This is a genomic window from Anaerotruncus sp. 1XD42-93, assembly GCF_009917605.1.
GTDB lineage: Bacteria > Bacillota > Clostridia > Oscillospirales > Ruminococcaceae > Anaerotruncus.
Window position 1 is genome coordinate 1 of the sequence record NZ_QZEG01000034.1, and the last position, 19944, is coordinate 19944.

Consider the following 19944-nt stretch of genomic DNA (forward strand, 5'->3'; position numbering starts at 1 on the left):
TTCAAAGTCAACCGCGTCATAGCCAATGGACAGTTCCGCCAAAACACCGTCTTTGAGCAGCGTCCTGATGTCCCTGCCGGTCTGCGTGTCGCTGATTTTGCCCCGGATGTAGAGACCCTTTTCATCTTCCCGCAGCTCCAGCGGTTTGCCGATGGGCAGGTCATAGCTGTTGTGCTGCGAGAGAATCTTAATGCGGGCGAAATCCTCCGCGATGGTCTTGGTGAAGGCTCCCTTCTCGATAATGTCGCCGCCGCTGTCCACGTTGCCGAACACGGCCGCATACCCGGAGAACTCGCCGGTACTCTCGTCTGCGCTTTCCAGCACAAATGAAACCGACTTGTATTCCCGCTGCGGCGTGTCCGATTTTTTCTCCCGAACAGCTCTATGTCTTGCTCTTGCCATGCGATTCACCTCCCTTCTGTTCGGCATTGGCTTGTCCGCCTCCCTTTTTGAGGCATGAAAAAAGCACCGCGCTTTCGCACGATGCTTTCGCAATTATGTGATTACTTTTGGTTCTGCCGCTCCAGAAGTTTCTTTGTGTCCTCGGGGTACAGCTCAGCAAACTGAGGAAATCCAAAGGTCCCCGTATCCAGAACAGCCGCAGAGCAGTCCCGCTTCTCCCCCCAACCATAAATATCAGGGCTTTCCCCAAACTTCTTGCATTTGCCTGGCCCGTTCCAATTTAAACACACATTGCAGATTGGAATTACAATAGTTCTCGCCCCATCTGGGCATTTAAAACCTGCACTGATTTCATCTTCCTTCCATTCGCGCTTCATTTTAACACCTCCACAAACAGTATGTACTTCCCGTTTTCAATTTTGGCATCTGTAACTCGATATTTCAAGCCACGGGCGAACAGGACTTCTATCTGGTGCTTGTATTTTGGCAACGCTACCGACTGAATAAACTGGCATCCGCGATAGCCTGTCGGAACCGTCAGCCAAATTTGTGTATCACGGCTTGGTAGCCCCAGATTTTCGAAACTGGCGGAAGTAAAAATGTCGTTTGTGATAGTGCGTCTTACAACCCGCAAAAGCTCTTCCGCCGTAGGCTTGTCAGACAATTCCAGCCCCAGGAAACTAAGGACCGTATCTCGATGCAACACTGTCGTTTCAGGCATCACACCGTCTTTCAGCGCCGTGTCCAGAAGGTCAATTTCCTTTTGAATCGCCGGGGTAATCCTGCCGCTATGGATGGCGCTATTGATACGAGTAGCCGCAAAGCCTGTGTAGTTTTGAAGCGCCTGCTTCTGCTCCTCCGGGAGCATCTCCACCTGTGCGGTCATGATCTCCTTGACCTGTTCTATAGTCAGCGGTGTTTGCTCCGGCGTGTCGTCTGCCCTCATTATAGTTTCTTCTGGCGGTTCTGTCAACGTCGGTTTCAAGCTCTCCTCAAACCCATACGTCAGATAACACCGGCAGTTGATAACCTCTTCCGGGCGGCCATCTGCCGGGTCTCTGGGGTACATTAAACCGTTGGAAAACGCCTTGTTGATGGGAATGGTCTCCCCTTCCATAGAAACGTGGTCAACCTTCCCATGCGTACCGTCTCGCGGGTCCTTCTGCGGTCGGTGATGCCAGGTCTTGGTCTTGGCTCCCGCCGCCTTCATCATATCGAACTGACCCGTTGCGAGGGACATCATGGTCTCCTGGCGGGCGATCAGCTTGGCCCGCTTGTGAGATGTATCCATCTCTTCATAGATGGCCTTCTTCAGCTTGGCTTGGCTGTCGCCATTGGCAATCCCGTCCGCGATGATATCCGCGATGCTGTCCTTGGTGGTCTGCTCAATGCCAACGATGTGCTTGGCGCCGTTGACCTTTGCAGCGGTCACAAACTCCGGCCGGCTGATGTTTATAATGCCGTAGTTCTCCTCGCTGAGTTTGACCCCGGTCTCATACGCGCCCTTCCAAAGTGGCGTAAACATGGCCTGCAGCTTCTTGGATTCGGCGTTCCAGTCCAGCAGCCCAGCGGCCACACTGTCGGCGATGCGAAGCTGCTCGGCTTCCTCCAGGGCGTTCCAGAGGTCCATATCCAGCGTTCCGTCGGGGAGCAGGTATTGACTCAGCTCGTCAAAGGCGGGGGTGTCCTCCGCTTTCTGGCTGATCCCCAGGGCCTTCTGGATCGCTGACCGCTGTTCAGCGAAATGCCGCGAGATCGCCGACTCAAAAGACTTGCTGTGTTTCCGCACGGCTTGTTCCTCGCGCCGAAGCATGGCTGTGATGTTCATCGACAGGGACTTCTCGCCCGGGACCGGATCTGCGGTTTCAAGATCGGGCTGCAGGATGGCTTGTGACACCTTGACCGGGTCGTCGCCCTCCCGCAGGAACAGATCGGTGATGGATGTCTTATACACATCGCCGCCCTCAATGCCGGGCATATCCAGCAAGCCGCGGGCCTCGTTCTTGGTGAGCAGTCCGGCATCCCAGCCCTCCAGAGCCCTCGACTTGTCGAACTCTTTGTCGTAGGGGATCACCGGGTCAAACTTCCACACAAGCCTGTCATCACCGAACATCGACAGGAGCTGCATATTGAGCGCTTTCTCCCGGCTGCTGACACGGGGTGTCAACACGTTTTTGGCGTATATGTACTGAGCAGCGTCCGCGGTGGCCCGGTTGCTGTTCTCTGTGATACCCATGATCTCTCTGGGTACCCCGAAATGCGCCAACACCGCGTCGCGCATGGCAAGCCGGCTCTCAAGAAAGCCCATGTCTTTGCCGTGCGCGTCCCCCAGTTTCTCAATCGTCACATCCCCGCCCAGGGCCGACATCCGATGGCTTTTGTCCACGCCCCGGTGCTTTTTCTCCCAATCGGCTGTAAAAACGTCGAGCTGCTCCTTTGTGGCGCCCGGTATGAGGAACACAAACGGCGGGGTAGCATCGTTGTAGAAGAACCGCTTTTGGAACTTCGCCGCATATTCGTCGATCTCCACCTCGTCAGCGACACTCTCCGCAGCGCCCAAACCCCGCATGAACGGGTCTAGCGGATTGAGCTGCTTCATCACAAACATATCATCTACCGACACGGTCATGGTCAGTCCGCTCGGCGACGTAATCAGGTAGCCCGGATTCCCGAGATACGGGGTCATCTTGACCCAATGGGGCGGCACGTTCCACAGTTCCACCGGGCGTTCGTATGCATCCCGCTCGATCAGCATGAAGCTCTCGCCGACAAGCATCAGATAAATCTCGTTGAGCCGCCACATAGCCGAGCTGGTCATCTCATAGAGCGGGTTGGGGCGGTCCAACAGGTCAAGGAATGGATGGTTGGTGATCTCGGTCCTGGAGCCGTCCGAGGCGACGCGGTACAGATGCCCGGTGAGGTTGGCGAGATCGCTTGCGATGCGCTCCACCACCGCCAGACGGGGACTCTTGGAGAACATATCCAGCCATTCAGCGGTATTGCGGGAGGGCGGCCGAGCCCAACGGGAAACAAAGCTGCCGTCACGCCGGTACTGCGCACTCACTTTTTTTCTGCCAAGAATGATGTCGAAAAGTTTCATATTTCACCTCAGTACGCGAATGAGTAAGCAAAAGGCTGCTTCCCGGTTTCGATTTCCAAAAATGCGTTTGCAGATGCGTCCACCATGTCCTTGAACTTCCCGTCCGGAAAATTCTCCAGCTGGAGCAGATACGGCTCGTTCCAGTCACCGGCGAGTATGTCGAAATTCCCCGCCTGCCACTGGGCGGCCATCGGTTCCGCCCTGGACGCCTTGCTGCCGGATTCCAATTCGGTGGTCACGTTAAACCCGGATAGAAATCTGATGTAGGACTGCGCCTGCTCTTTCCCCGCCTGTCCGGGGTCCTGCGGGAGCCGGATGCGGACGCTGCCATATTTGTCGCGGTCCATCTGTGCCGTCATTAGAATGGTCTTGCGCACCTCAGCAGCCGCCATCTGTCTGTTTACCACATCCGCAATGATATACCGCCCGTTGCTACGCTTGCCCATGAGGACTCCGGCGGTATAGGCGGGGTCGCCCTTCTGTGTTTTCTCGGATGCCGCCAAGTCCCAGCACCGCACCCAGCGCACAACGTCCGTAGGCACGGCGTCCAGTCTGTTTCCAAGCTGGGTGCGCTTGAAGAACAGCCCGGCAGCAGCCTTGATCTTCCAGTTGCCATGCAAAAGCCGCTCGCGTTCAACGAGCGGCATCGCTTCCAGATTTGCAAGATATCCGGGGTCCTTCTCCATCAGCGCCTGGTTGTCGAAAACAGAGGCCGCGATGAATGTAGCCGACTTCGGTTTTCTCCGGTCCCGCTTCGAAACGAGGTTGAACCGCTCCCACAGTTCCTCGCGGGTGTCGGCCCAGTGAATGACCTCCTCGATGCGGATGAACCACCGGATTTTCCCGCTGCGTTCAGGAATGGGGTAGCCTGTTTCCGGGTCTATCCACCATTCGATGAATTTTGCCACCCATGAATCAGCATCCGGGTTGCAGGACGCCCTTGTGTATGGCCTCACGCCACATAGGGAGCGGTTTCGGGAGAACATATAGAAAAATGTTTTCTCTGAGAAATGGGTCAGCTCGTCGAAGTACAGCCCGCAAATCTGACTGCCCTGCCACTTCCCCAAGTCCAAATCCCGCTCGATGTGCTTGAAGCTAACTTTGGAGACGATCCGGCCCTTTGGATTCGTGAACTTCCATTGGTATAGACCAAGGACGGGTACCGCGTTCGGAAGCTCGGTGTAAAGGTCCAGGGAGTTGTCCCAAAGGCCACCTTCAGATAGTATCTGGTTGTGGTTCTTTCGGAAGAACACAGCACCGAAACCCTGCACGTTGACGTAGTGGAGGGCGTCGAGCAGCATACCGTAGGTCTTACCTCCGCCAGCGGCGCCTCCGTAGATGCATACATCAGCTGGGCTTGACAAAAACGCTTCCTGCGGCCCAGGCTGTGGTCTGATTTCCTTGATCAAGCGTTACTCACCTCCAAACCGTCCATTGTCAGGGAGGTAAATGTGAACGCGTTCTTCCTCACCATCAGCGCCCGGCTTGTCAGCGTCGCTTCCCGCCTTCTTGGCCGCCTGCTCCTGCTTGAATTTCAGTTCGTTCTTTCGCAGCTGCAATTCCTGCTTCTTCAGATTGAGGGCAGGGCTTTCCCCGGCTATATCCCGTATAAACTCAGCGGCCCGGACGTCCCCCTTCATTGCCTTTAGCAAAATGCCAGCAAGAAAGGCATCCTGATAGGTGGCCTCTTCGACATTGATGCCAAGCGCCAGCAGCCGCGGCTTGATTTTTTCTTCGATGAACGTGCTTTCGCCGACTTCCAGCCCAGCACCCAGCAGCGCATTCACCGTCTGGCGCATGGCCTTTTTTCGCCGCCTGGATGCCCCGGAAGCAACCCCGCCCTTTTGACCATTCCTCGCCGCTTCCTCACCGCTTTTGAACTGAGTCGCTTCCCCTTTTTTCAGGTTTTCTTCATTGGCCATACCACCACCTTCCCCCTAATATATGCCATTGCCACAATAGCACACCGTCAGATCGGCCACCCGCTAAGCTGCTGCGCCTCCTCCTCAGCAAGTAGGGCCTTGGCCTGTGCAATACGCGCCTCGGCATTGAGTATCTCCAGTTTCTTGGATTTCTGACTGTCCTTCCCTTCGCGGCCATCTGCCTTGTCCAGAAGGTACTGGATGACGGCCCTTGTGGATTTCACCACATTGTACCGTTTCCCGACTGGGGTGTCCTCTTTCCTCAGTATACCGTCCCTGGTATACTGGCTGATATTCTGGGGGGACAATCCAAACAGGTTCGCCAAATCTTCTGCCTTGCAATAGCCTGGCGTTTCCTCGATTCTACCTGCCCCGACGGTCGCCAATTTAATCACCCTTTCCCAAAAACACAAAAAAGCGGTCAAAAAGCAAACGGGCGGCCCGACCTGGACCGTCCGCCTCCGCTTTGCGCATGGCAGCGATGGATGGTTTCGAGGATTCGTTCCTGTTCATCCGCGCCCACGCCGATGCTCTCCAGTGCCTCCCGCGTCCCGCAGTCCGGGCAGATGGGGCCGCTGCCATCCCTGGCTGTTGCAGGGCGCCCGGTGTACGCCTTGCCACACTTGGGGCAGGCCGCCTGCCTGGTGGCTTTCTTTTCGCTCATTCCTGTGCACCCGCTTTCTTTTGGCTGAAGGCGTACGCCTCCATAAGTGTCCCAGTGTTAAAGCCGAAGTCGTGATAGCCCTCGGCGCAGGTTCTCATGTAGCCTCGACCGGGGATTCCAAAGGGCCGCTCCTCGTGCATGATGTAGACGAACGCTGTGCGCCTGCGCACTTTGCCACTCTTGATCCCCTTGATGGGGAGCACCAGCTCCTTCTTGTAGTAGAAGCTGGGGAAACCCTCGTAGCGGTCAAGCGCCCGCTCATCCTCAGCGGTGACCTCCCAGGCCGCAACGGGAACCGAGCACCCATCCTCCGGTTCAACGGTCAGGTAAGAGCCGGTCATGCTTCCCTTGAACATCAGGCGGTAGCCCTCAAGCTCGGCGGTCCCGATGATTCGTGCCCCTGGGCACCGGGCCTGCATCTGCCGGATGTTGAGGTTGCTGCCGTAGGCAATGTAGTATCGTTTCGCCATCTTTGCATCTGTCCTTTCCAAAGGGAATGCCCTTCTACCACCTAAAGCCCGCTCATAGGCGGGTTAGGCGGCCCTTCCGTTGCGGAAGGCGGCGTCCCCGGCGAGGCGGCGGGTCAGCAGGTCGCGGGCAGTGGCGAATTCCTCCCCGATGAACCCCAGCCGGAGGAGCCAGGTCCTCATGGCGTACTTGGGGTTGTCGGTCTGCTGGGGCTTGGGGCTGGCGGTCTTTAGGCTCTTGGCCATCTGGCTGAGTGCGAGGCAAAGCTGGATGTAGCTCTTGAGCTGTCCGGCGTGGAGGCCGTTCTTGCGGTCAGCGGTGGGGGCGTCGAACTGGAAAAGGCGGAACTCGACCGTACCCCTGGTGAAGGTGGCGTGGAGGTTGAGCATATGGTAGCGGCTGTCGTTGTAATGGTGGTTGCGGTCCCAGGTGGCGTTGTGGCTGCTGTACCAAATGTCCGCCAGGTCGCTCATGGTGCTGGGCTTGCGCTGATTGACCGTCTGGAGGAACCGGGGGTCCACTGTCCGGCAGTAGCGGCTCATCCGGCCCCGGTCGAGGTCGAGGGCGTCTGCCAGGAGGCTTTCGTGGCTGGCCATGATGTTCGCCAGGTTGCGGAGGGTCTGGGCGGTGTGGCCCTTGGCCCCGATGTGGATGTGTACCCCGCACCCTCTGGTGGCATCGCTCTTGGCCCCGGCCTTGCGCAGCCGCCGCACCAGCTCCTGGAGGGTGTCCATGTCGGCGTAGGTCAGGATCGGCGTGACCATCTCGCACTTTTCGCAGTCCGGTCCCTCGATGCTCACGTCCCGCTGGAATTTCCACTCGCGGCCCTGGGCATCCCAGGCCGACCATGTGTGGTAACCGTTGCGGCGGGCCGTGTCCTGGAACCGCCCGGTGCCGAAGAACTCGGCGGCGAGCTTGGCGGCGTTCTGGCGGGTGATGCTGTTCATCTCGACCTCGACCCCGATGGTCTGCTTTTTCATCTCGGCGACCTGGTTTTGCAATTTCTCGTTCATGGTGCGAACCTCCGTCTTTTGTGTGTCCGGCGGGGTGTTGTCTCGCCTGTCGGCTCGGTCGGTGCTTTTGCGGCTGCGCCGCAAAGGTCGCCACCGGCGACCCGCACCCCTTTCGGTAGTGACATATTCGCTCTAAAACGGAGATATAGCAAGTCAATTCGTACCCATAAAGCACACGATCATTCGGGGATGAAATTGTGTAGTTTATAGCTCTGCCTGCACCAGCGGGGCCAGGTTTTCACTCTCGCCGACCAGGATGCCCAGCATGAACTTGGCACCGGTGCGGAACCCGTCCATGCAGCGTTCCTGGGCCGTGGTGGTGCTGGTGGTGAGCTGGGTATCGACCAGCCGCATTCGCCGTCCAAGCGTTCCCGGGGAAAGGGCTCGGCATAGGATACCTCCTGCACCGCCTTTTTCAACTCGGAGGTCTGCTTGATGGCGGTAGCATCCGGGGCGATGCTGCTGAGGCAAAACTCTCTGATGATGCTGCGCATTTCACTCGCCTACCCTTCTGCACTCGTCCTCGCCGTAGACCACATTGAGCCCACCGCCGCTGTCCCAGGCCACCATGATGGAGCCGGTGTCATCCACGCCCCGCACCGTCCCCTTGGTGCCAATGGGCGGGGCTTGAGGGTCATCCATGCGGAGCAGCTCCACCCGGCATCCCGCCGGGTACTCCCGGCGGAGCCGCTCCACTGTCTCTCTATGCGGAAACCGCATGGTCAGCCGCCTCCTTTCCGCTGCCGGACTTAAACGCGCTGTTGCCGGAGAGGCCGCGCAGCAGGATTTTCCGCTCGTCCTTAAACTCGGCCCCGATGAAGCCCAGCCGGAGGAGGAAGCACCGGAAGGCGTACTTGTCGTTGTCGGTGGCCTTTTCCCTGGCGGTGATGCGCTTCTGGTTCCGGGCCATGTCGCAGAGGGCGGCGATCAGGTGGGTGTAGGTCTTGACCTCATCGGCGTTGAGGTCCCTGCCCTCGAACCAGGGGAAGGAAACCGTGTCGGGGCTGACCACCACCGGGAGGGCCCCCACACCCAGGGTCTTTCGGATGAGCCGCCCCTTGGCGGTGAGGAGGCTGGTGAGGTTGACCAGCGCCTCGGAGGGCAGACTGGCAGCAGGGAGGGTGACCGTCAGGCCGAAGCCGTGGGGCTGGGTGATGCCCTCCTCGGCAGGAGCGGCCTCCTCGCCGCTGTTGGCCCCCGCCCCGGCGGTGTCGGCCTTGGCGATGGTGTCCTCGGTGTGGAACCCCTGGCCCTCCAGCTCCGCCATCAGCGCGTCGATGTCGCTGTTGTAGCCCCGGTCCTCGAAGCTGACCGCGCCGTCCTTGCTGACGGTGAGGTAGCCAATCTGGTAGGCGAAGGTCGGCGCACCCAGGTACTTTTTCTCCGTACCCATGAAGCCGGAAATGTAGTCGGCGAGGCGCTTGCGTTCGGCACCGGTCACGTTGTAGTTGATCATCATGGTGGAAACCCCCTTGTTTTTTGGTAGTCACATATTCGCTCTACCCGGCGGATATAGCAAGTTGTTTCTCGCCCTGACCTCGACAAATTACTGGCTGGATAATTGTGTAGACCACACAATGCCCGCCAGCACGAAAAACACATTCGGCAGCGCGACTCCGTTCCCCCACATTTTATATTCGGCGGCATCGGAGTGGGGATGTTGCAGCCATTTGACGATCTGGTTCCGGCTCTTGGCCTTGGTCGATCCGCCCACCACCCGGCGATGGGTTTCCCACACCTCAGACCAGAAAGCGATATCCGCCTCGGTAGGCTCCGGCGTGTCCAAACCAGCGCACCAAAAATCCGGGAACCCTTGTAACCTGGCGCACTCGGTGGGGGTAAGCCTTCTCACACTGTAACCAGCATTGACAAAGGTGGGGTCCTTGAAATCCCTCGCGTTCAGCGTGGGAGCCTTTTCCCGCTCGATCTGCGTGTAGGTGCAGGGGGTCATGGCGTAGGTCGGCCCCTCCACCACGGCAATGCCGCCCTGATTGCAGGAGGGGTTGCCGCCGCTCTGATCCAGCGTCCGGGAGGTATCGGCCTCGTAGATGCCAGCGCAGGGGTTATCTGAAAGCATCCCGGCACTGTAGGCCGCGCCGATGCCGAAAGTTCGCACCGCCAGTTCCGCACAACGGGTTTCACCCACGTCAAAAGTGTTCAGCGTGTTGGCGACCTCTGCCGCTTTCCACACCTGGCCCTCTTGTGCGGAGTGGGGCCGGGTGCCTTTGCAGAACTGCACGAACAGGGTCTGGTCGTTGTTGCAGGAGAGGGTGGCGGACACATCCTCCTGGATGAGCGCACCCTTGCCGCCGCCCTCGCAGCCGGAGCGTATCTTCAGCGTCTTGGGCGTGTCGGCCTCCACCACGAAGGGCTGGTTGTTGCCCCCAGTGCCGTAGGTGGAGCTGACCGTGGGGGCCGTGTCCAGCGGCCCGGTGTATCTGGTGTCCTGGCTATGGTTCTCATAGACGGCGGTGGGGATGGACCCCGCCCGGAGGGTGGGCGCGCGTTCCTCCTCATAGCCAATGCCCCAGCTCCGGGCGGAACATTCCTTGCAAAACCCCGCCGCCAGTACACAGGGCGGATGCCCATGCTCTTGGGCGCGGAGGGTGGCGGTCACCTCTTGGGAAATATCCATCCGACCGCCGCCCTGGTCGTTCAGGCAGATGCCGCCTGCCGCTCCAAAGCCAGCCGCAGAATCTCTGGCAGCTCTTTGCCACGCGCGGAAGCCCTCCGCAGAATACCCAGACAAGCCTTCGGACTCAAATAATACTTGTCCGGCACATCGGCCTGTAAGATCGCCGACAAGGTAGACGCGGCGTCTTCGCTGGGGGACTCCCCAATGTTGCGCATCGAAAGTGCGGTACGCAACGCTCCATTGCTCTCCCAGGTAAATGTCGGCGTAGGGCCAGCGGTCTTTCTCAGGCATAGGCACCTCGGCCCCCGGCTCTGCGATGCCGATGACTGCATCGAGGACCGCTTTGAAGTCGGCGCCCCCGTTCGAGCTGAAGGCACCGGGGACATTCTCCCAGCAGACCCAGCGCGGGAATCTTCCATTAGTTGCACACCTCATTTCCTTGATGATGCGGATGGCCTGATAGAAAAGGGAGGACTGCGCCCCCTCCAGACCGGCCCGCTTGCCGGCGATGCTCATGTCGGTGCAGGGAGAGCCGAATGTGATGATATCGACCGGCTCTATCTTTCCGCCGTCCATCTGCGACACATCACCGTAGTGCTTTACCTGCGGCAGTCGCTTAGTTGTTACCCTGATAGGGAACGGCTCGACTTCCGACGCCCACACAGGTGTAATCCCGGAGATAAGCCCAGCAAGCGGAAATCCCCCGCTCCCGTCAAAGAGGGAGCCGAGCGTGAGATTATTCTTTTCCATCCGGCACCTCCACTTCCTTGACAAGCTCCGAGTACATGAGCTTCTCGCCGTTCCTTATGACATACACGTCCTCTGCCTTGGAAGTGTTCTCCACAAACCTGCGGAGGATGACGGATGCGTATTTCGGATCAAGCTCCATCGTATAGCATGTGCGGTTCAGCTGTTCACAGGCCATGAGCGTGGAACCGCTGCCGCCGAAGGTGTCTACCACCACAGAATTCTCCTGCGTGGAGTTTTTGATAGGATAGCCCAGCAGGTCAAGAGGCTTGCTGGTCGGATGATCCTTGTTGCGTTTCGGCTTGTCGTAGTTCCAGATGGTGGTCTGCCTGCGGTCGGAGTACCATGAGTGCTTGCCGTTCTGAAGGAAACCGTACAGAACCGGCTCATGCTGCCACTGATAGTCGCTGCGGCCCAGCACCAGGGAGTTCTTCACCCAGATACACACCCCGGCCAAGTGCAAGCCGGCGTCGATGAATGCCCGGCGGAAATTAAGCCCCTCAGTATCCGCATGAAAAACATAGGCCGCCCCTCCCTTTTCGAGGTGGGCGACCATGTTCGTGAGGGACTGGAGGAGAAAACGGTAGAAATCATCTCCCTTGATGGAGTCGTTCTGGATGGTTAGCCCATCCGAGGACTTGAAGGAGACGCCATAGGGGGGATCGGTCAGGATGAGGTTGGCCTTCTTGCCGTCCATCAGCGTGGCCACGTCCTCAGCAGAGGTGGCGTCGCCGCACACGAGGCGGTGCCTGCCCACCGTCCAGACATCGCCTCGCTTCACAAAGGAGGCTTTCTCCAGAGCGGCGGTTAGGTCAAAGCCATCATCATGCGCCTCCACCTTGGAGAGGTCGGCGAACATGGAGGCAAGCTCCTGCTCGTCAAAGCCGGCGGGATACACATCCGCGCCGCCGGCGGTGAGGTCGGCCAGCAGGGACGTCAGCTTTTCATCGTCCCATTCGCCAGTGATTTTGTTGAGGGCGATGTTCAGCCGCTTTTCGTCCACCTCGGACAGGTCGACCACGCTGACCTCGCTCTCCGTCACACCCAGATCCAGAAGAACGCGGAGCCGCTGGTGGCCGCCGATTACATTCCCTGTGCTGCGGTTCCACACGATGGGCTCCACGTTCCCGAAGGAGAGGATGGACGCTTTCAGCTTTTCATAGGCCGGGTCTCCCGGCTTGAGAGCCTTCCGGGGGTTGTACTCCGCCGGGTTCAGCTCCGATAATTTCATCTTCACAATTTCCATCGTGAAGGCCTCCTTTTGTTGTCTGTCACCGCTGTCCGACGCTGGCGGTCGCCGTACCCGATGCAAGACCACGCGCAAAGGAGAGAAAGCGCGGGGCCAAAAACCTCCCTTCAAAAAGGATGGCGGCCCTCCCGAAGGAGGGCCGCCTGGCTGATTTAGAATTCATGCAAGCCTACCATAACACAGATAGGGGCGTTTCGTCAAGTTTCACACCGTTTCACGCCGTTTCAACTTTTGGGGTTCAGATACCGATGGCAAATCAGCTTGACGCTGTTTGCCGTGTTCCTGCCGCCGATGGCCTCGGCCACCTGGGGCCAGGTCATGCAGTGGAGGAACCGCAGGCGGAAAATCATGCGGGTCTGGTCATCCTTGATGGCACCGATGTACTTCTCCAGCCTTTTCTTTTCCTCGGCGCACCTCGATTCGAGGTGGGAGATCCGTTCCTTCAAATCCTCGATCTCAATGACCAGGTTGCTCACTTGATCCGAAACGCCCGACGCGTGCGGCATCCCGGTGATCTCCTGCGCCCCCAGCCCTGCCGCTGCGTACAGGGACGCGAGCATCTCCCGGTTCCGCTCTAACCGCTCATGTAGCTTGTAGTATTTCGATAGTTCCTGCAGCGTCATGCCACCAGCCCCTCCGTGCTATGTATTCCTTCAAAATCCCAGACGTTTGGGATTTTGGCCCGGTTTCTCTTTGTGCCAAACCGAGCCAGTTTTCGTGAAGTGCATCCAGCCGACCCCCGGCTCATATCTGGCCGCAGGTTTCCGGCAGACCGGGCAGTAGATGGACGGATGCACACCAGCGGACTGCATCCCGCCCCGGCTGTTCCCACTTCTTCTGCTCATGCCCCATTCTCCGGTTTGTGGCGGTAAGCCACCCAGGTCTTGCCAAGGTTCTCAAACACCGCCATTTCGCCGTGAGCCTCTCGGCAAAGCTCATATTCTGCGTCAACCAGCATACACCACGATCAGGCCAGCATCCTTGATGTCCCGCTCCTCGCCCCATTCAATCTCCTCTCTGACCTCCCGGCCAGAAAGCATTTCAGCTAATTCTTTCGCTGTCATTTTATAAAACCTCCAAATACACAAACGTATGGGAATTTCCCTTGTTCTCAGGTGTGGCCGATGCGCATCTATTCCGGCGCGGCCTTCTGAGCCTCACGGACATCAACCAGACGAACGTCGCCCCACCGCTCCAAGAGCATGGCAAGGGCCTCCTTGATGCCCAGGATGTGCCAACTGGCACAGTTTACTTGAAATGTCAATATTAGCACGGCGTGCTACCTCCCTGACTCCTGTAATCCTCCCCCACCATCGTCAGGACAGTGGAAACCTCGCGAAGCCTGCTCACAATCGCCTCGATCCGACTCTCATTTGACCCCTTTGGCGTTTCCACGGCAATCAGGTCATCGCTCCCAAAATTGGTCGTGATAATGGTGGGCTTCATATCCTCATAGCGGTCGTTGAGAATGTTGTAAAGCGTAGAAATAGACCACTCCGTGACCTGCTCCTTGCCCAAGTCATCAATGATGAGCAGATCCACATCCTTGTATGCCCGCAGGATTGCCTCCTCGCTGACCTCGCGCCCATCGAACGCCTTTCTGATATCCATCAGCAGTTCTATGGAGGTCTTACAGACTACTGGAACGCCTGCCTCAATCAGCTGAAGGGCTATCGCGGCGGCCAGATGGGTCTTGCCTGTGCCATAGTTCCCTTCGATATACAGCCCCTCCCCGGTGACCAGCTTTTCCGGAAAACGATCTGCATACTCCTTTGCCACCCGTAGCCACCTCTTGCGTTCCGGCGTGTCGGCCTTGAAATGCTCAAAGGTACGCTGACGGAACCGTTTCTTAATTCCGCTCCTGCCCAGCAGCCGCTCGATTCGCTGTTTGCGCCGCTTGGCGTTCTCCACCTCCGCTGCCTCCTGCTTGCGCCGCTCCTCCTGGACATCGTACTCAGCCCAATATGCCGCCGCCCCCTCGCAGGTACAACGCTGGGGCGACGGGTTCCAGAAACAGATCTCCGGTCTCTTGCCCAACAGCAGGAAAACAAGCCCTTCATGGTAGAGCGTAGCCCCGCAGAATTCGCAGGTTTCCGGGGGCGGTGCCGGGGAGCGGGCCGGAATGCCTAACTCCTCCGCATCCTTGCTGGTGATGGGGCCGTTGCCGTTAAACTTCGGTCTTAAACCCTGTGCTCGGTCGGGAATGCCATCCCGAACCGCTTCCTTGGCTCTGCTTTCTTCCATTGTCTTGTCCTCCGTATTGATTTTCCCATTCCTTTCCGTCCAGCCACGTGGCGGGGAGCGGGGTATAACGTTCTTCCCGGAATCGGAAGTCGTTCAACACGCAGCCTTGGACAGCCGCTACAATCCGCTCGGTCAGAGCGTCGTCGGGGTCTGTCTTGGCCCACGCTTTCTCCGCCTCCCCCAGTTTCTGCTTACGAGGATAGGCCGCCCAAAACAGGCTGAATCTCGCTTGCTGATCTTCGGTCAATGAAGACGCCTTCCTTCGCCGGGGCGATGGGGGCTCTCCGCCTCCGGCCTCGCCGGAGGACGGTATATCTTTACTTCCCTTTCCTTTACTTTCTTTTTCTTTTCTTTTAGGGCCATCTTTGCTACAAAAATCGCCATCCTTGCTACAATCATCGCCATCCTTGCTGCAATCATCATCGAAATCGGCGCACTCTTCCAGGCCCTCGGATTCGTCATTTTTTCCCAAGAGCCAATAGTCGGCTATGACAGCCCTTCTACGCTTCTCCTTTTTGGCAGCGTAGAACCGCCTTTGTATACCTCTGCTCGTCAAGATGGCGTTCTCCTCAAACAGCCTCTTATCAAAGAGTCCAATCTGCAAGCACGCCCCGACAGCCGCCTTGACTGTCTCGGATTTAACGCCGCTGCCCATCCTCCTCGCGGTGGTGGCCGCATCGGCGTAACTCCAACGATAGAAGTATCCGTCAAACTTATAGGCCATCTGACACAGGTAAAAGTAGACGCTGAATCCAATCCAGCCCTGCGCATCAAGGAGCCTGTCTATCTTCGTGTCTCCATCGAAAATGTTTGTCGCCCATCCGGCGTAGTCAAGCCCTGGTTTCGGCTTGCCAGCCATTTCCTACCTCACCGCCTTTTTGCGGGAAAGTCCGGGGGTAATTCCCCCGGATATCCCTTTGTTGTTATGGATGTGAGAGCCTCTATGCAAGGCTCTCCAAACGCGCCTGCTCCCTCAGATCGTAGAGAGCGTTCAGGTATTGGGTAAGCCGCTGAGCCCTGACCGTTTCGGCTATCAGGATGGCGAGGTAAGGCTCGCTGTGGCGCGTTCCATTCAGATCGTTGATGTACTCCATCTTGTGCCGTGCTGCCGGGAGCGCCAGCCGATATTCTTCTTTAGAGATGGGGGTACCGGCGCTTTCTTCAGCGGCAGTATGTAGGTCAAACACATCCATCACCGCCTCCGCTATTCTGCGCAGATGATGATCTCGACATGACGCGGCACTGCTTTCCGCACCCGGCTGATGAAATGTCCCTCATTGCTGGCGGCGTTGGACAGGTGCAAGAGGTACAGTGTGCGGCAGGTTGACAAGTCCAAGGTGCGCAGGTATTGGCACAGTGTCTCGATCTCCATGTGGCTGTTGGTAACGCGCTCTTTCACCTTGTCTGGCATCCGCTCGCACCGGGCCAGGATGTCCTTGTCATAGTTGGCCTCCAGCGCCAGCAGGTTCACGCTGGGGAAGGTGTGGCCCAGGTTGACGGTGTCGGTGGCGAATGTCAGCCGCTCCCCGTCCCGCCAGCTATAAATCAGGAATCCAAGGGGTTCCTTTGCGTCATGCCAGGTACGGAAGGGCATAATCTCCAGGCTGCCCACCCGGAACTGCACCCCCGCCTCTACGGGGGTGATGAGGGCACAGTCCAGCTTCTCGGCGGTCCCCTCGCTTGCGAAGACCTCCACGCCGGATTTAATCATGTCCATCACGCTCTTTGCGTGGTCTTTGTGCTCGTGGCTGATCAGGCAGGCCCGAATCGCCGACAGGTCAAATCCCAACCCCTTTTTTATCCGGCGGAAAGAAATGCCGCACTCCAGCAGAATCGCTGTCTCACCATCGTTGACCACATAGCAGTTGCCGCGGGAGGAACTGGCAAGCGAGGTAAAAGTCATATGGGATTCTCCTCCTTCTGAGCCTGCCCGCTGTCGGCGGCTCCGGCCTGCTGTCCGCCGCTGGTGTCCACGTCTACGGGATCGGTGGGAACGTGGAGTTTCTGGTACTCCGTGGATTCTTTGATTCTGTTCTGCACCCATTCCGGCAAGGCCGCAAAGCCCTCATCGCTCCACTCGTTGACGTCGAACTTGATAAACGGCGTATTGCTTACAGGGGCCGGAATGCCTTTGGGGATGGCGCTCACCGCCGTCACGTTGACGTACCCGTTTTCATTCACACCCACGCTCAGCATACACGGCTTACCCAGCTGGTCGTTGACCTCTGTGTCCGCCAGTTCTTCCTTGGTATAGGTCCTGCTGTTCCACCCGCTGAGAATGACCATCAGGTTCCCCTTGGCGGAGCTGGTGGCGTTGATCGCCTTGCTCAGCTGCTTGGGCGTTCCGTTTTCGTCCAGTTCGGAGGGAATGTCCCACACGAACATCAGCCGATTTTCATACCGGCCCTTTTTGTCTCCAAAGGGCGGGATGTACTGTTCCCCGATGAACACCACTCCAACGCACACCGCCAGATAGCTGCCCGCCTCCACCGTGGGCGCCATGGGTTTCATGATGGATTTTAATTTCATTGCAGCTCGCACCTCAATTCCTTGTCATTTTCGGACACCACCAGGCGTATCACCTGAGTGTCGGCCTGGGCCAGCGGGGTCACGCTCTCGGCGTTGTCCACAAAAAGCGGCACCTGGGCGCCGTAGTGCCGGGAAAGCGTGTTGATGATGTCGATGCCGGCGTTGAACCTGGCTCCCGTGTTCAGGCCCTCGCCAAAGGGCACTCCGTCCACCGTCACATCGCAGCAGTCCTCTAGGCCGCCGTTGATCTGCTCCCGGAAAAGCCGGAACCGCACCATGGAAAACCGGCGGTTGATGCTCTCCTCAATGAACTGCACCTTGTACCGTGTGAATTCCTCGCAGAGGTACAGCATTCCATCCAGCTTGTTCAGCTCATCGGAGGCCGCTGCGGCCTGCTCCCGCAGTTCCTCCATACGCTTGCTGGCGTACTCCAGCGCCGTTTTCTTGGAAAGCTCGCCGGACAGCCTGTCCAGTTCCCTGTCCGCATCGGCCAGCGCACTCCGGCAGGCCTGAACACGGGCCGCCGTTTCCATCGCCAGCCCATCCAGCTCCACATGGATCGCTGCGGCCTGGGCCTCCAGCTCCGCCTTCCGGACGGCGTAGTCCTCCATGTCCGTGATCTCCGCTTTGGGTGCGCTCTCCAGCTGCTGGAGCCGGGCGGTCAGCTCCTTCGCCTGTTTCTGGCTCTCGGTGGACTCCCGCTCCAGCTTGGCAATGTCCTCACGGATGCCCTCCAGCGCCTTCTTGGCGCAATTGGCGGCGTCCACGGCTTCCCCCTTACGTCTTGCCTTGTCCTGCTCAAAGCCCGCCACAGCGGCCTCCAGCTTGTCTTTGGGAAGTGCCTGGCCGCAGGTAGGGCAGATGCCGCCCTTGAACTCCTCCCCGTTGATCTCGTTCCATCTGGTGCGGCAGGCGCTTACCTCGCCCTCCAAGGAATTATGCCGCCCGCGCAGATACTTCAGGTCGCTCTGACGCCGGCTCTCCTGGGCGCGGATGGCGTTGATGCCCTGCCGGACCGCCGAAGCCTCGTCCGTGCCTTGGGTCTGCTGCTGGGCCAGCCGGTGGGCGGCGTTCTCGTTCTCCAGCCGCCCCAGCTCATTGCGGATGCTGGCGAGCTGGTTTTGCAGATCTGTCCGGCCGCCGTCGCGCTCCGCCTGATCCACCTCCCGCTGGGCCGCTGTCCGGCGCTCCTGGGCCTCTGCCCGCTGCCGTTCCAAGGCGTCGAAGTCGATTCCGGAGAGATCGCCGATGGTCTTCTTGCACTCGTCCAGCCGCGCCGGGGTGTATTCCCGCGTCTTGTTCAGCCCCTTGCGCTGGGCCGCCAGCTTTTTGCGGTAGTCGTCCAGGGTCAGCCCCCGCAGAGCGGAGGCCAGAGGAGCGAACCGGGCGTCGCTGGCAAGGATCTCCTCGTCCGTGGCCACCGCCGCCACATCGAACAGCACCTCCCGTCGCTTTTGCCAGGGCAGTGCCTCCGGGAAAAAGAATAGATTAGTCAGCAGCTTGAACCGATCCTCATCGATGATCTCCCCTACCCGGCGGGCGAATTCGTTCTTCTTGCAGGGCACGTCGTCCACAAAGTAGTCGCTGCTGTGGCCATCGCGGGTCTTTTCGGCACTGCCGCGTTTCGTGCTCCAGAGCTCATAGTAGGTGCGCTTGAGTTTCCGCTCCATGCCGTCCACAAGGAGCACCGCCTCCACCGAGGTGATCGCCCCGGAGTCCTTCACCTCACCCATGTGCTCGCCCTCTTGGACGATGGGCTTGAGCGCCTCGGACTTGGCGCTCCCCTTGCTGTCCTTGCCGAACAGGAGCCAGGTAAAGGCGTCGTAGACGCTGGACTTGCCGGTGCCGTTCGCACCGAAGATGCTGGCGTTCCTGCCATCAAAGCGGAACTCCATGTGCTCGTAACACTTGAAATTTTCAAGCGTCAGGGAAGTGAGCTGCATTTTCATGATTGCATTTTCCTTTCTGACCTGCTATACTGCAGGTGTACTGAATTGTTTTTTGCCCCTTGGCCCGTCGGGTGTGTTACCGCCCGGCGGGCCTTTGCGCATCACATTAATCACTCTGTTTGAGGAGAATAGCAAGGAGCCTGTCCGAAAAATAAGAAAAAATGGTGTAGAAAATACCGCCAGAGACTTGTCTATATGTGACAATTTGGTCAATTCAGACCATAAACTACACAAACAATAGCGTCCAATGTTGGGCAGTATGGTCGCTGCCACCGCCGTCTTTACAGGGCGATGTACACGACCTCAGAGGCCACCAGATCGGCCAGGTTCGCCTCCAGGAAAGCCTTGATGGTCTTCCGGGCGGTCAGCTTCCACATCCCGCCGTCGGCCTCGAACAGTCCGATGTTCCCGTCCTCGTCCAGCCGGAGAAGGAACTCGCTTTCCGGCTGCTCCACCTCCTGGAAGGTGCGGAAGGGACTCAGCGGCACACGCGGCTTTATGTGTTCCATGGTTTTGAGGGCTATGCCTTGGCGGGCCTCCACGGTCTGGGAAACCCCGTTGTCGTTGGTGGTCACGCCGTTCTCCTTGTTGATGCGGGAAATGAGGTCCAGCAGGTAGTCCACACCCTCGCCGGGGGCGAACCGGCTCCGCAGTTCGATGATGGCCTTCTCATACTCCCGGAACCCGTCCTGGAAACCCGGCACATCGGTGGCCTTGGCCTCATAGTAGACCTGCCGGAAGTACCGGGCGTCGGGGTCCGGCTGACCGAAGCAGCGGACGGTCAGGTGGTTAGGGATGGTGATGTAGAGCGGCGCCGCCATGTTCGCCGCCTCGGTCTGCACCATCTTCACCAGGGCCTCCAGGCTGTGGAGCGGAAGGGTGTCCGGGTGGTAGATGTCGGGGTGGATCTCCTCCACACCGCCATTGCCGCTGATAACGAACGTGCTGCCATCGACTTGCTGCACGAACGGCTGCGTGGTTTTCTGAATGTGAGCGATGAATTCTTTCAGCATGACTTATGT

24 protein-coding genes are annotated in these 19944 nt (G+C 58.6%); all 24 read right to left on the bottom strand.

Going from position 1 to position 19944, the window contains the following annotated elements:
* The coding region (locus D5269_RS11790) for an HK97 family phage prohead protease (protein ID WP_120485606.1) at window positions 1-402 on the bottom strand (402 nt) is incomplete at its 3' end.
* Window positions 403-503: 101 nt separating this feature from the next.
* Complete coding sequence (locus D5269_RS11795) at window positions 504-779, bottom strand: hypothetical protein (protein WP_120485607.1); 276 nt, start codon at window positions 777-779, stop codon at window positions 504-506.
* The gene (locus tag D5269_RS11800; RefSeq protein ID WP_120485608.1) at window positions 776-3502 is read right to left on the bottom strand and encodes a phage portal protein; all 2727 of its coding nucleotides are present in this window, start codon (window positions 3500-3502) and stop codon (window positions 776-778) included. Before D5269_RS11800 ends, D5269_RS11795 begins: the two co-directional genes overlap by 4 nt.
* Window positions 3503-3510: 8 nt before the next feature.
* A complete protein-coding gene (gene terL, locus D5269_RS11805; RefSeq protein ID WP_243126811.1) occupies window positions 3511-4866 on the bottom strand; it encodes a phage terminase large subunit in 1356 nt (451 codons plus the stop codon).
* 48 nt (window positions 4867-4914) lie between these two features.
* A complete protein-coding gene (locus D5269_RS11810) occupies window positions 4915-5424 on the bottom strand; it encodes a hypothetical protein (RefSeq protein WP_120485610.1) in 510 nt (169 codons plus the stop codon).
* A gap of 47 nt (window positions 5425-5471) precedes the next feature.
* Entirely contained in the window at window positions 5472-5810 is a 339-nt protein-coding gene (locus tag D5269_RS11815; protein ID WP_166545177.1) for a hypothetical protein, read from the bottom strand.
* A gap of 35 nt (window positions 5811-5845) precedes the next feature.
* Window positions 5846-6088 (bottom strand): hypothetical protein, encoded by a 243-nt coding sequence (locus tag D5269_RS11820; protein ID WP_120485612.1) that lies wholly within the window; start codon window positions 6086-6088, stop codon window positions 5846-5848.
* Window positions 6085-6558, bottom strand: a complete 474-nt coding sequence (locus D5269_RS11825) for a gamma-glutamylcyclotransferase family protein (protein ID WP_120485644.1) — start codon at window positions 6556-6558, stop codon at window positions 6085-6087. The genes D5269_RS11820 and D5269_RS11825 overlap by 4 nt, the downstream gene beginning before the upstream one ends.
* Window positions 6559-6621: 63 nt before the next feature.
* Entirely contained in the window at window positions 6622-7569 is a 948-nt protein-coding gene (locus D5269_RS11830) for an amidoligase family protein (protein ID WP_120485613.1), read from the bottom strand.
* 204 nt (window positions 7570-7773) lie between these two features.
* Window positions 7774-8040 carry a hypothetical protein gene (locus D5269_RS18335; protein ID WP_207709123.1) on the bottom strand — a complete coding sequence of 89 codons (267 nt, stop codon included), beginning with the start codon at window positions 8038-8040 and terminating at the stop codon, window positions 7774-7776.
* A gap of 24 nt (window positions 8041-8064) precedes the next feature.
* Window positions 8065-8289 (bottom strand): DUF4314 domain-containing protein, encoded by a 225-nt coding sequence (locus D5269_RS11840; RefSeq protein WP_120485614.1) that lies wholly within the window; start codon window positions 8287-8289, stop codon window positions 8065-8067.
* On the bottom strand, window positions 8273-9028 hold the full coding sequence (locus D5269_RS11845; protein ID WP_120485615.1) for a virulence protein: 756 nt from the start codon (window positions 9026-9028) through the stop codon (window positions 8273-8275). Before D5269_RS11845 ends, D5269_RS11840 begins: the two co-directional genes overlap by 17 nt.
* 87 nt (window positions 9029-9115) lie before the next feature.
* Window positions 9116-10954: a DNA cytosine methyltransferase gene (locus tag D5269_RS11850; RefSeq protein ID WP_120485616.1), complete on the bottom strand. Its 1839-nt coding sequence runs from the start codon at window positions 10952-10954 to the stop codon at window positions 9116-9118.
* A complete protein-coding gene (locus tag D5269_RS11855; RefSeq protein ID WP_120485617.1) occupies window positions 10941-12197 on the bottom strand; it encodes a site-specific DNA-methyltransferase in 1257 nt (418 codons plus the stop codon). The genes D5269_RS11850 and D5269_RS11855 overlap by 14 nt, the downstream gene beginning before the upstream one ends.
* Before the next feature lie 227 nt (window positions 12198-12424).
* Entirely contained in the window at window positions 12425-12823 is a 399-nt protein-coding gene (locus tag D5269_RS11860; protein WP_120485618.1) for a hypothetical protein, read from the bottom strand.
* A 30-nt stretch (window positions 12824-12853) separates the two neighbouring features.
* Window positions 12854-13045: a hypothetical protein gene (locus D5269_RS11865; protein ID WP_120485619.1), complete on the bottom strand. Its 192-nt coding sequence runs from the start codon at window positions 13043-13045 to the stop codon at window positions 12854-12856.
* 287 nt (window positions 13046-13332) lie between these two features.
* The gene (locus D5269_RS11870) at window positions 13333-13473 is read right to left on the bottom strand and encodes a hypothetical protein (RefSeq protein WP_158604959.1); all 141 of its coding nucleotides are present in this window, start codon (window positions 13471-13473) and stop codon (window positions 13333-13335) included.
* On the bottom strand, window positions 13467-14444 hold the full coding sequence (locus D5269_RS11875; RefSeq protein ID WP_120485620.1) for an ATP-binding protein: 978 nt from the start codon (window positions 14442-14444) through the stop codon (window positions 13467-13469). The genes D5269_RS11870 and D5269_RS11875 overlap by 7 nt, the downstream gene beginning before the upstream one ends.
* Window positions 14368-15303, bottom strand: coding sequence for a DUF4373 domain-containing protein (locus D5269_RS11880; protein ID WP_120485621.1), 936 nt, complete (start codon window positions 15301-15303; stop codon window positions 14368-14370). The genes D5269_RS11875 and D5269_RS11880 overlap by 77 nt, the downstream gene beginning before the upstream one ends.
* An 82-nt stretch (window positions 15304-15385) precedes the next feature.
* Complete coding sequence (locus D5269_RS11885) at window positions 15386-15637, bottom strand: hypothetical protein (protein WP_120485622.1); 252 nt, start codon at window positions 15635-15637, stop codon at window positions 15386-15388.
* An 11-nt stretch (window positions 15638-15648) separates the two neighbouring features.
* A complete protein-coding gene (locus D5269_RS11890; RefSeq protein WP_158604960.1) occupies window positions 15649-16347 on the bottom strand; it encodes an MBL fold metallo-hydrolase in 699 nt (232 codons plus the stop codon).
* The gene (locus tag D5269_RS11895; protein WP_158604961.1) at window positions 16344-16973 is read right to left on the bottom strand and encodes a hypothetical protein; all 630 of its coding nucleotides are present in this window, start codon (window positions 16971-16973) and stop codon (window positions 16344-16346) included. The genes D5269_RS11890 and D5269_RS11895 overlap by 4 nt, the downstream gene beginning before the upstream one ends.
* Window positions 16970-18922 carry an AAA family ATPase gene (locus D5269_RS11900; RefSeq protein WP_120485624.1) on the bottom strand — a complete coding sequence of 651 codons (1953 nt, stop codon included), beginning with the start codon at window positions 18920-18922 and terminating at the stop codon, window positions 16970-16972. The genes D5269_RS11895 and D5269_RS11900 overlap by 4 nt, the downstream gene beginning before the upstream one ends.
* A gap of 281 nt (window positions 18923-19203) precedes the next feature.
* Window positions 19204-19935, bottom strand: coding sequence for a hypothetical protein (locus D5269_RS18340; RefSeq protein WP_199735730.1), 732 nt, complete (start codon window positions 19933-19935; stop codon window positions 19204-19206).
* Window positions 19936-19944 lie beyond the last annotated feature (9 nt).

Excerpts from the sequence above, each read along its gene's own strand:
- D5269_RS11795 (WP_120485607.1), bottom strand. The coding sequence starts at position 779 with ATGAAGCGCGAATGGAAGGAAGATGAAATCAGTGCAGGTTTTAAATGC.
- D5269_RS11800 (WP_120485608.1), bottom strand. The coding sequence starts at position 3,502 with ATGAAACTTTTCGACATCATTCTTGGCAGAAAAAAAGTGAGTGCGCAG.
- D5269_RS11810 (WP_120485610.1), bottom strand. The coding sequence starts at position 5,424 with ATGGCCAATGAAGAAAACCTGAAAAAAGGGGAAGCGACTCAGTTCAAA.
- D5269_RS11820 (WP_120485612.1), bottom strand. The coding sequence starts at position 6,088 with ATGAGCGAAAAGAAAGCCACCAGGCAGGCGGCCTGCCCCAAGTGTGGC.
- D5269_RS11825 (WP_120485644.1), bottom strand. The coding sequence starts at position 6,558 with ATGGCGAAACGATACTACATTGCCTACGGCAGCAACCTCAACATCCGG.
- D5269_RS11830 (WP_120485613.1), bottom strand. The coding sequence starts at position 7,569 with ATGAACGAGAAATTGCAAAACCAGGTCGCCGAGATGAAAAAGCAGACC.
- D5269_RS11840 (WP_120485614.1), bottom strand. The coding sequence starts at position 8,289 with ATGCGGTTTCCGCATAGAGAGACAGTGGAGCGGCTCCGCCGGGAGTAC.
- D5269_RS11845 (WP_120485615.1), bottom strand. The coding sequence starts at position 9,028 with ATGATGATCAACTACAACGTGACCGGTGCCGAACGCAAGCGCCTCGCC.
- D5269_RS11850 (WP_120485616.1), bottom strand. The coding sequence starts at position 10,954 with ATGGAAAAGAATAATCTCACGCTCGGCTCCCTCTTTGACGGGAGCGGG.
- D5269_RS11855 (WP_120485617.1), bottom strand. The coding sequence starts at position 12,197 with ATGGAAATTGTGAAGATGAAATTATCGGAGCTGAACCCGGCGGAGTAC.
- D5269_RS11860 (WP_120485618.1), bottom strand. The coding sequence starts at position 12,823 with ATGACGCTGCAGGAACTATCGAAATACTACAAGCTACATGAGCGGTTA.
- D5269_RS11865 (WP_120485619.1), bottom strand. The coding sequence starts at position 13,045 with ATGAGCAGAAGAAGTGGGAACAGCCGGGGCGGGATGCAGTCCGCTGGT.
- D5269_RS11875 (WP_120485620.1), bottom strand. The coding sequence starts at position 14,444 with ATGGAAGAAAGCAGAGCCAAGGAAGCGGTTCGGGATGGCATTCCCGAC.
- D5269_RS11880 (WP_120485621.1), bottom strand. The coding sequence starts at position 15,303 with ATGGCTGGCAAGCCGAAACCAGGGCTTGACTACGCCGGATGGGCGACA.
- D5269_RS11885 (WP_120485622.1), bottom strand. The coding sequence starts at position 15,637 with ATGGATGTGTTTGACCTACATACTGCCGCTGAAGAAAGCGCCGGTACC.
- D5269_RS11890 (WP_158604960.1), bottom strand. The coding sequence starts at position 16,347 with ATGACTTTTACCTCGCTTGCCAGTTCCTCCCGCGGCAACTGCTATGTG.
- D5269_RS11895 (WP_158604961.1), bottom strand. The coding sequence starts at position 16,973 with ATGAAATTAAAATCCATCATGAAACCCATGGCGCCCACGGTGGAGGCG.
- D5269_RS11900 (WP_120485624.1), bottom strand. The coding sequence starts at position 18,922 with ATGAAAATGCAGCTCACTTCCCTGACGCTTGAAAATTTCAAGTGTTAC.
- D5269_RS18340 (WP_199735730.1), bottom strand. The coding sequence starts at position 19,935 with ATGCTGAAAGAATTCATCGCTCACATTCAGAAAACCACGCAGCCGTTC.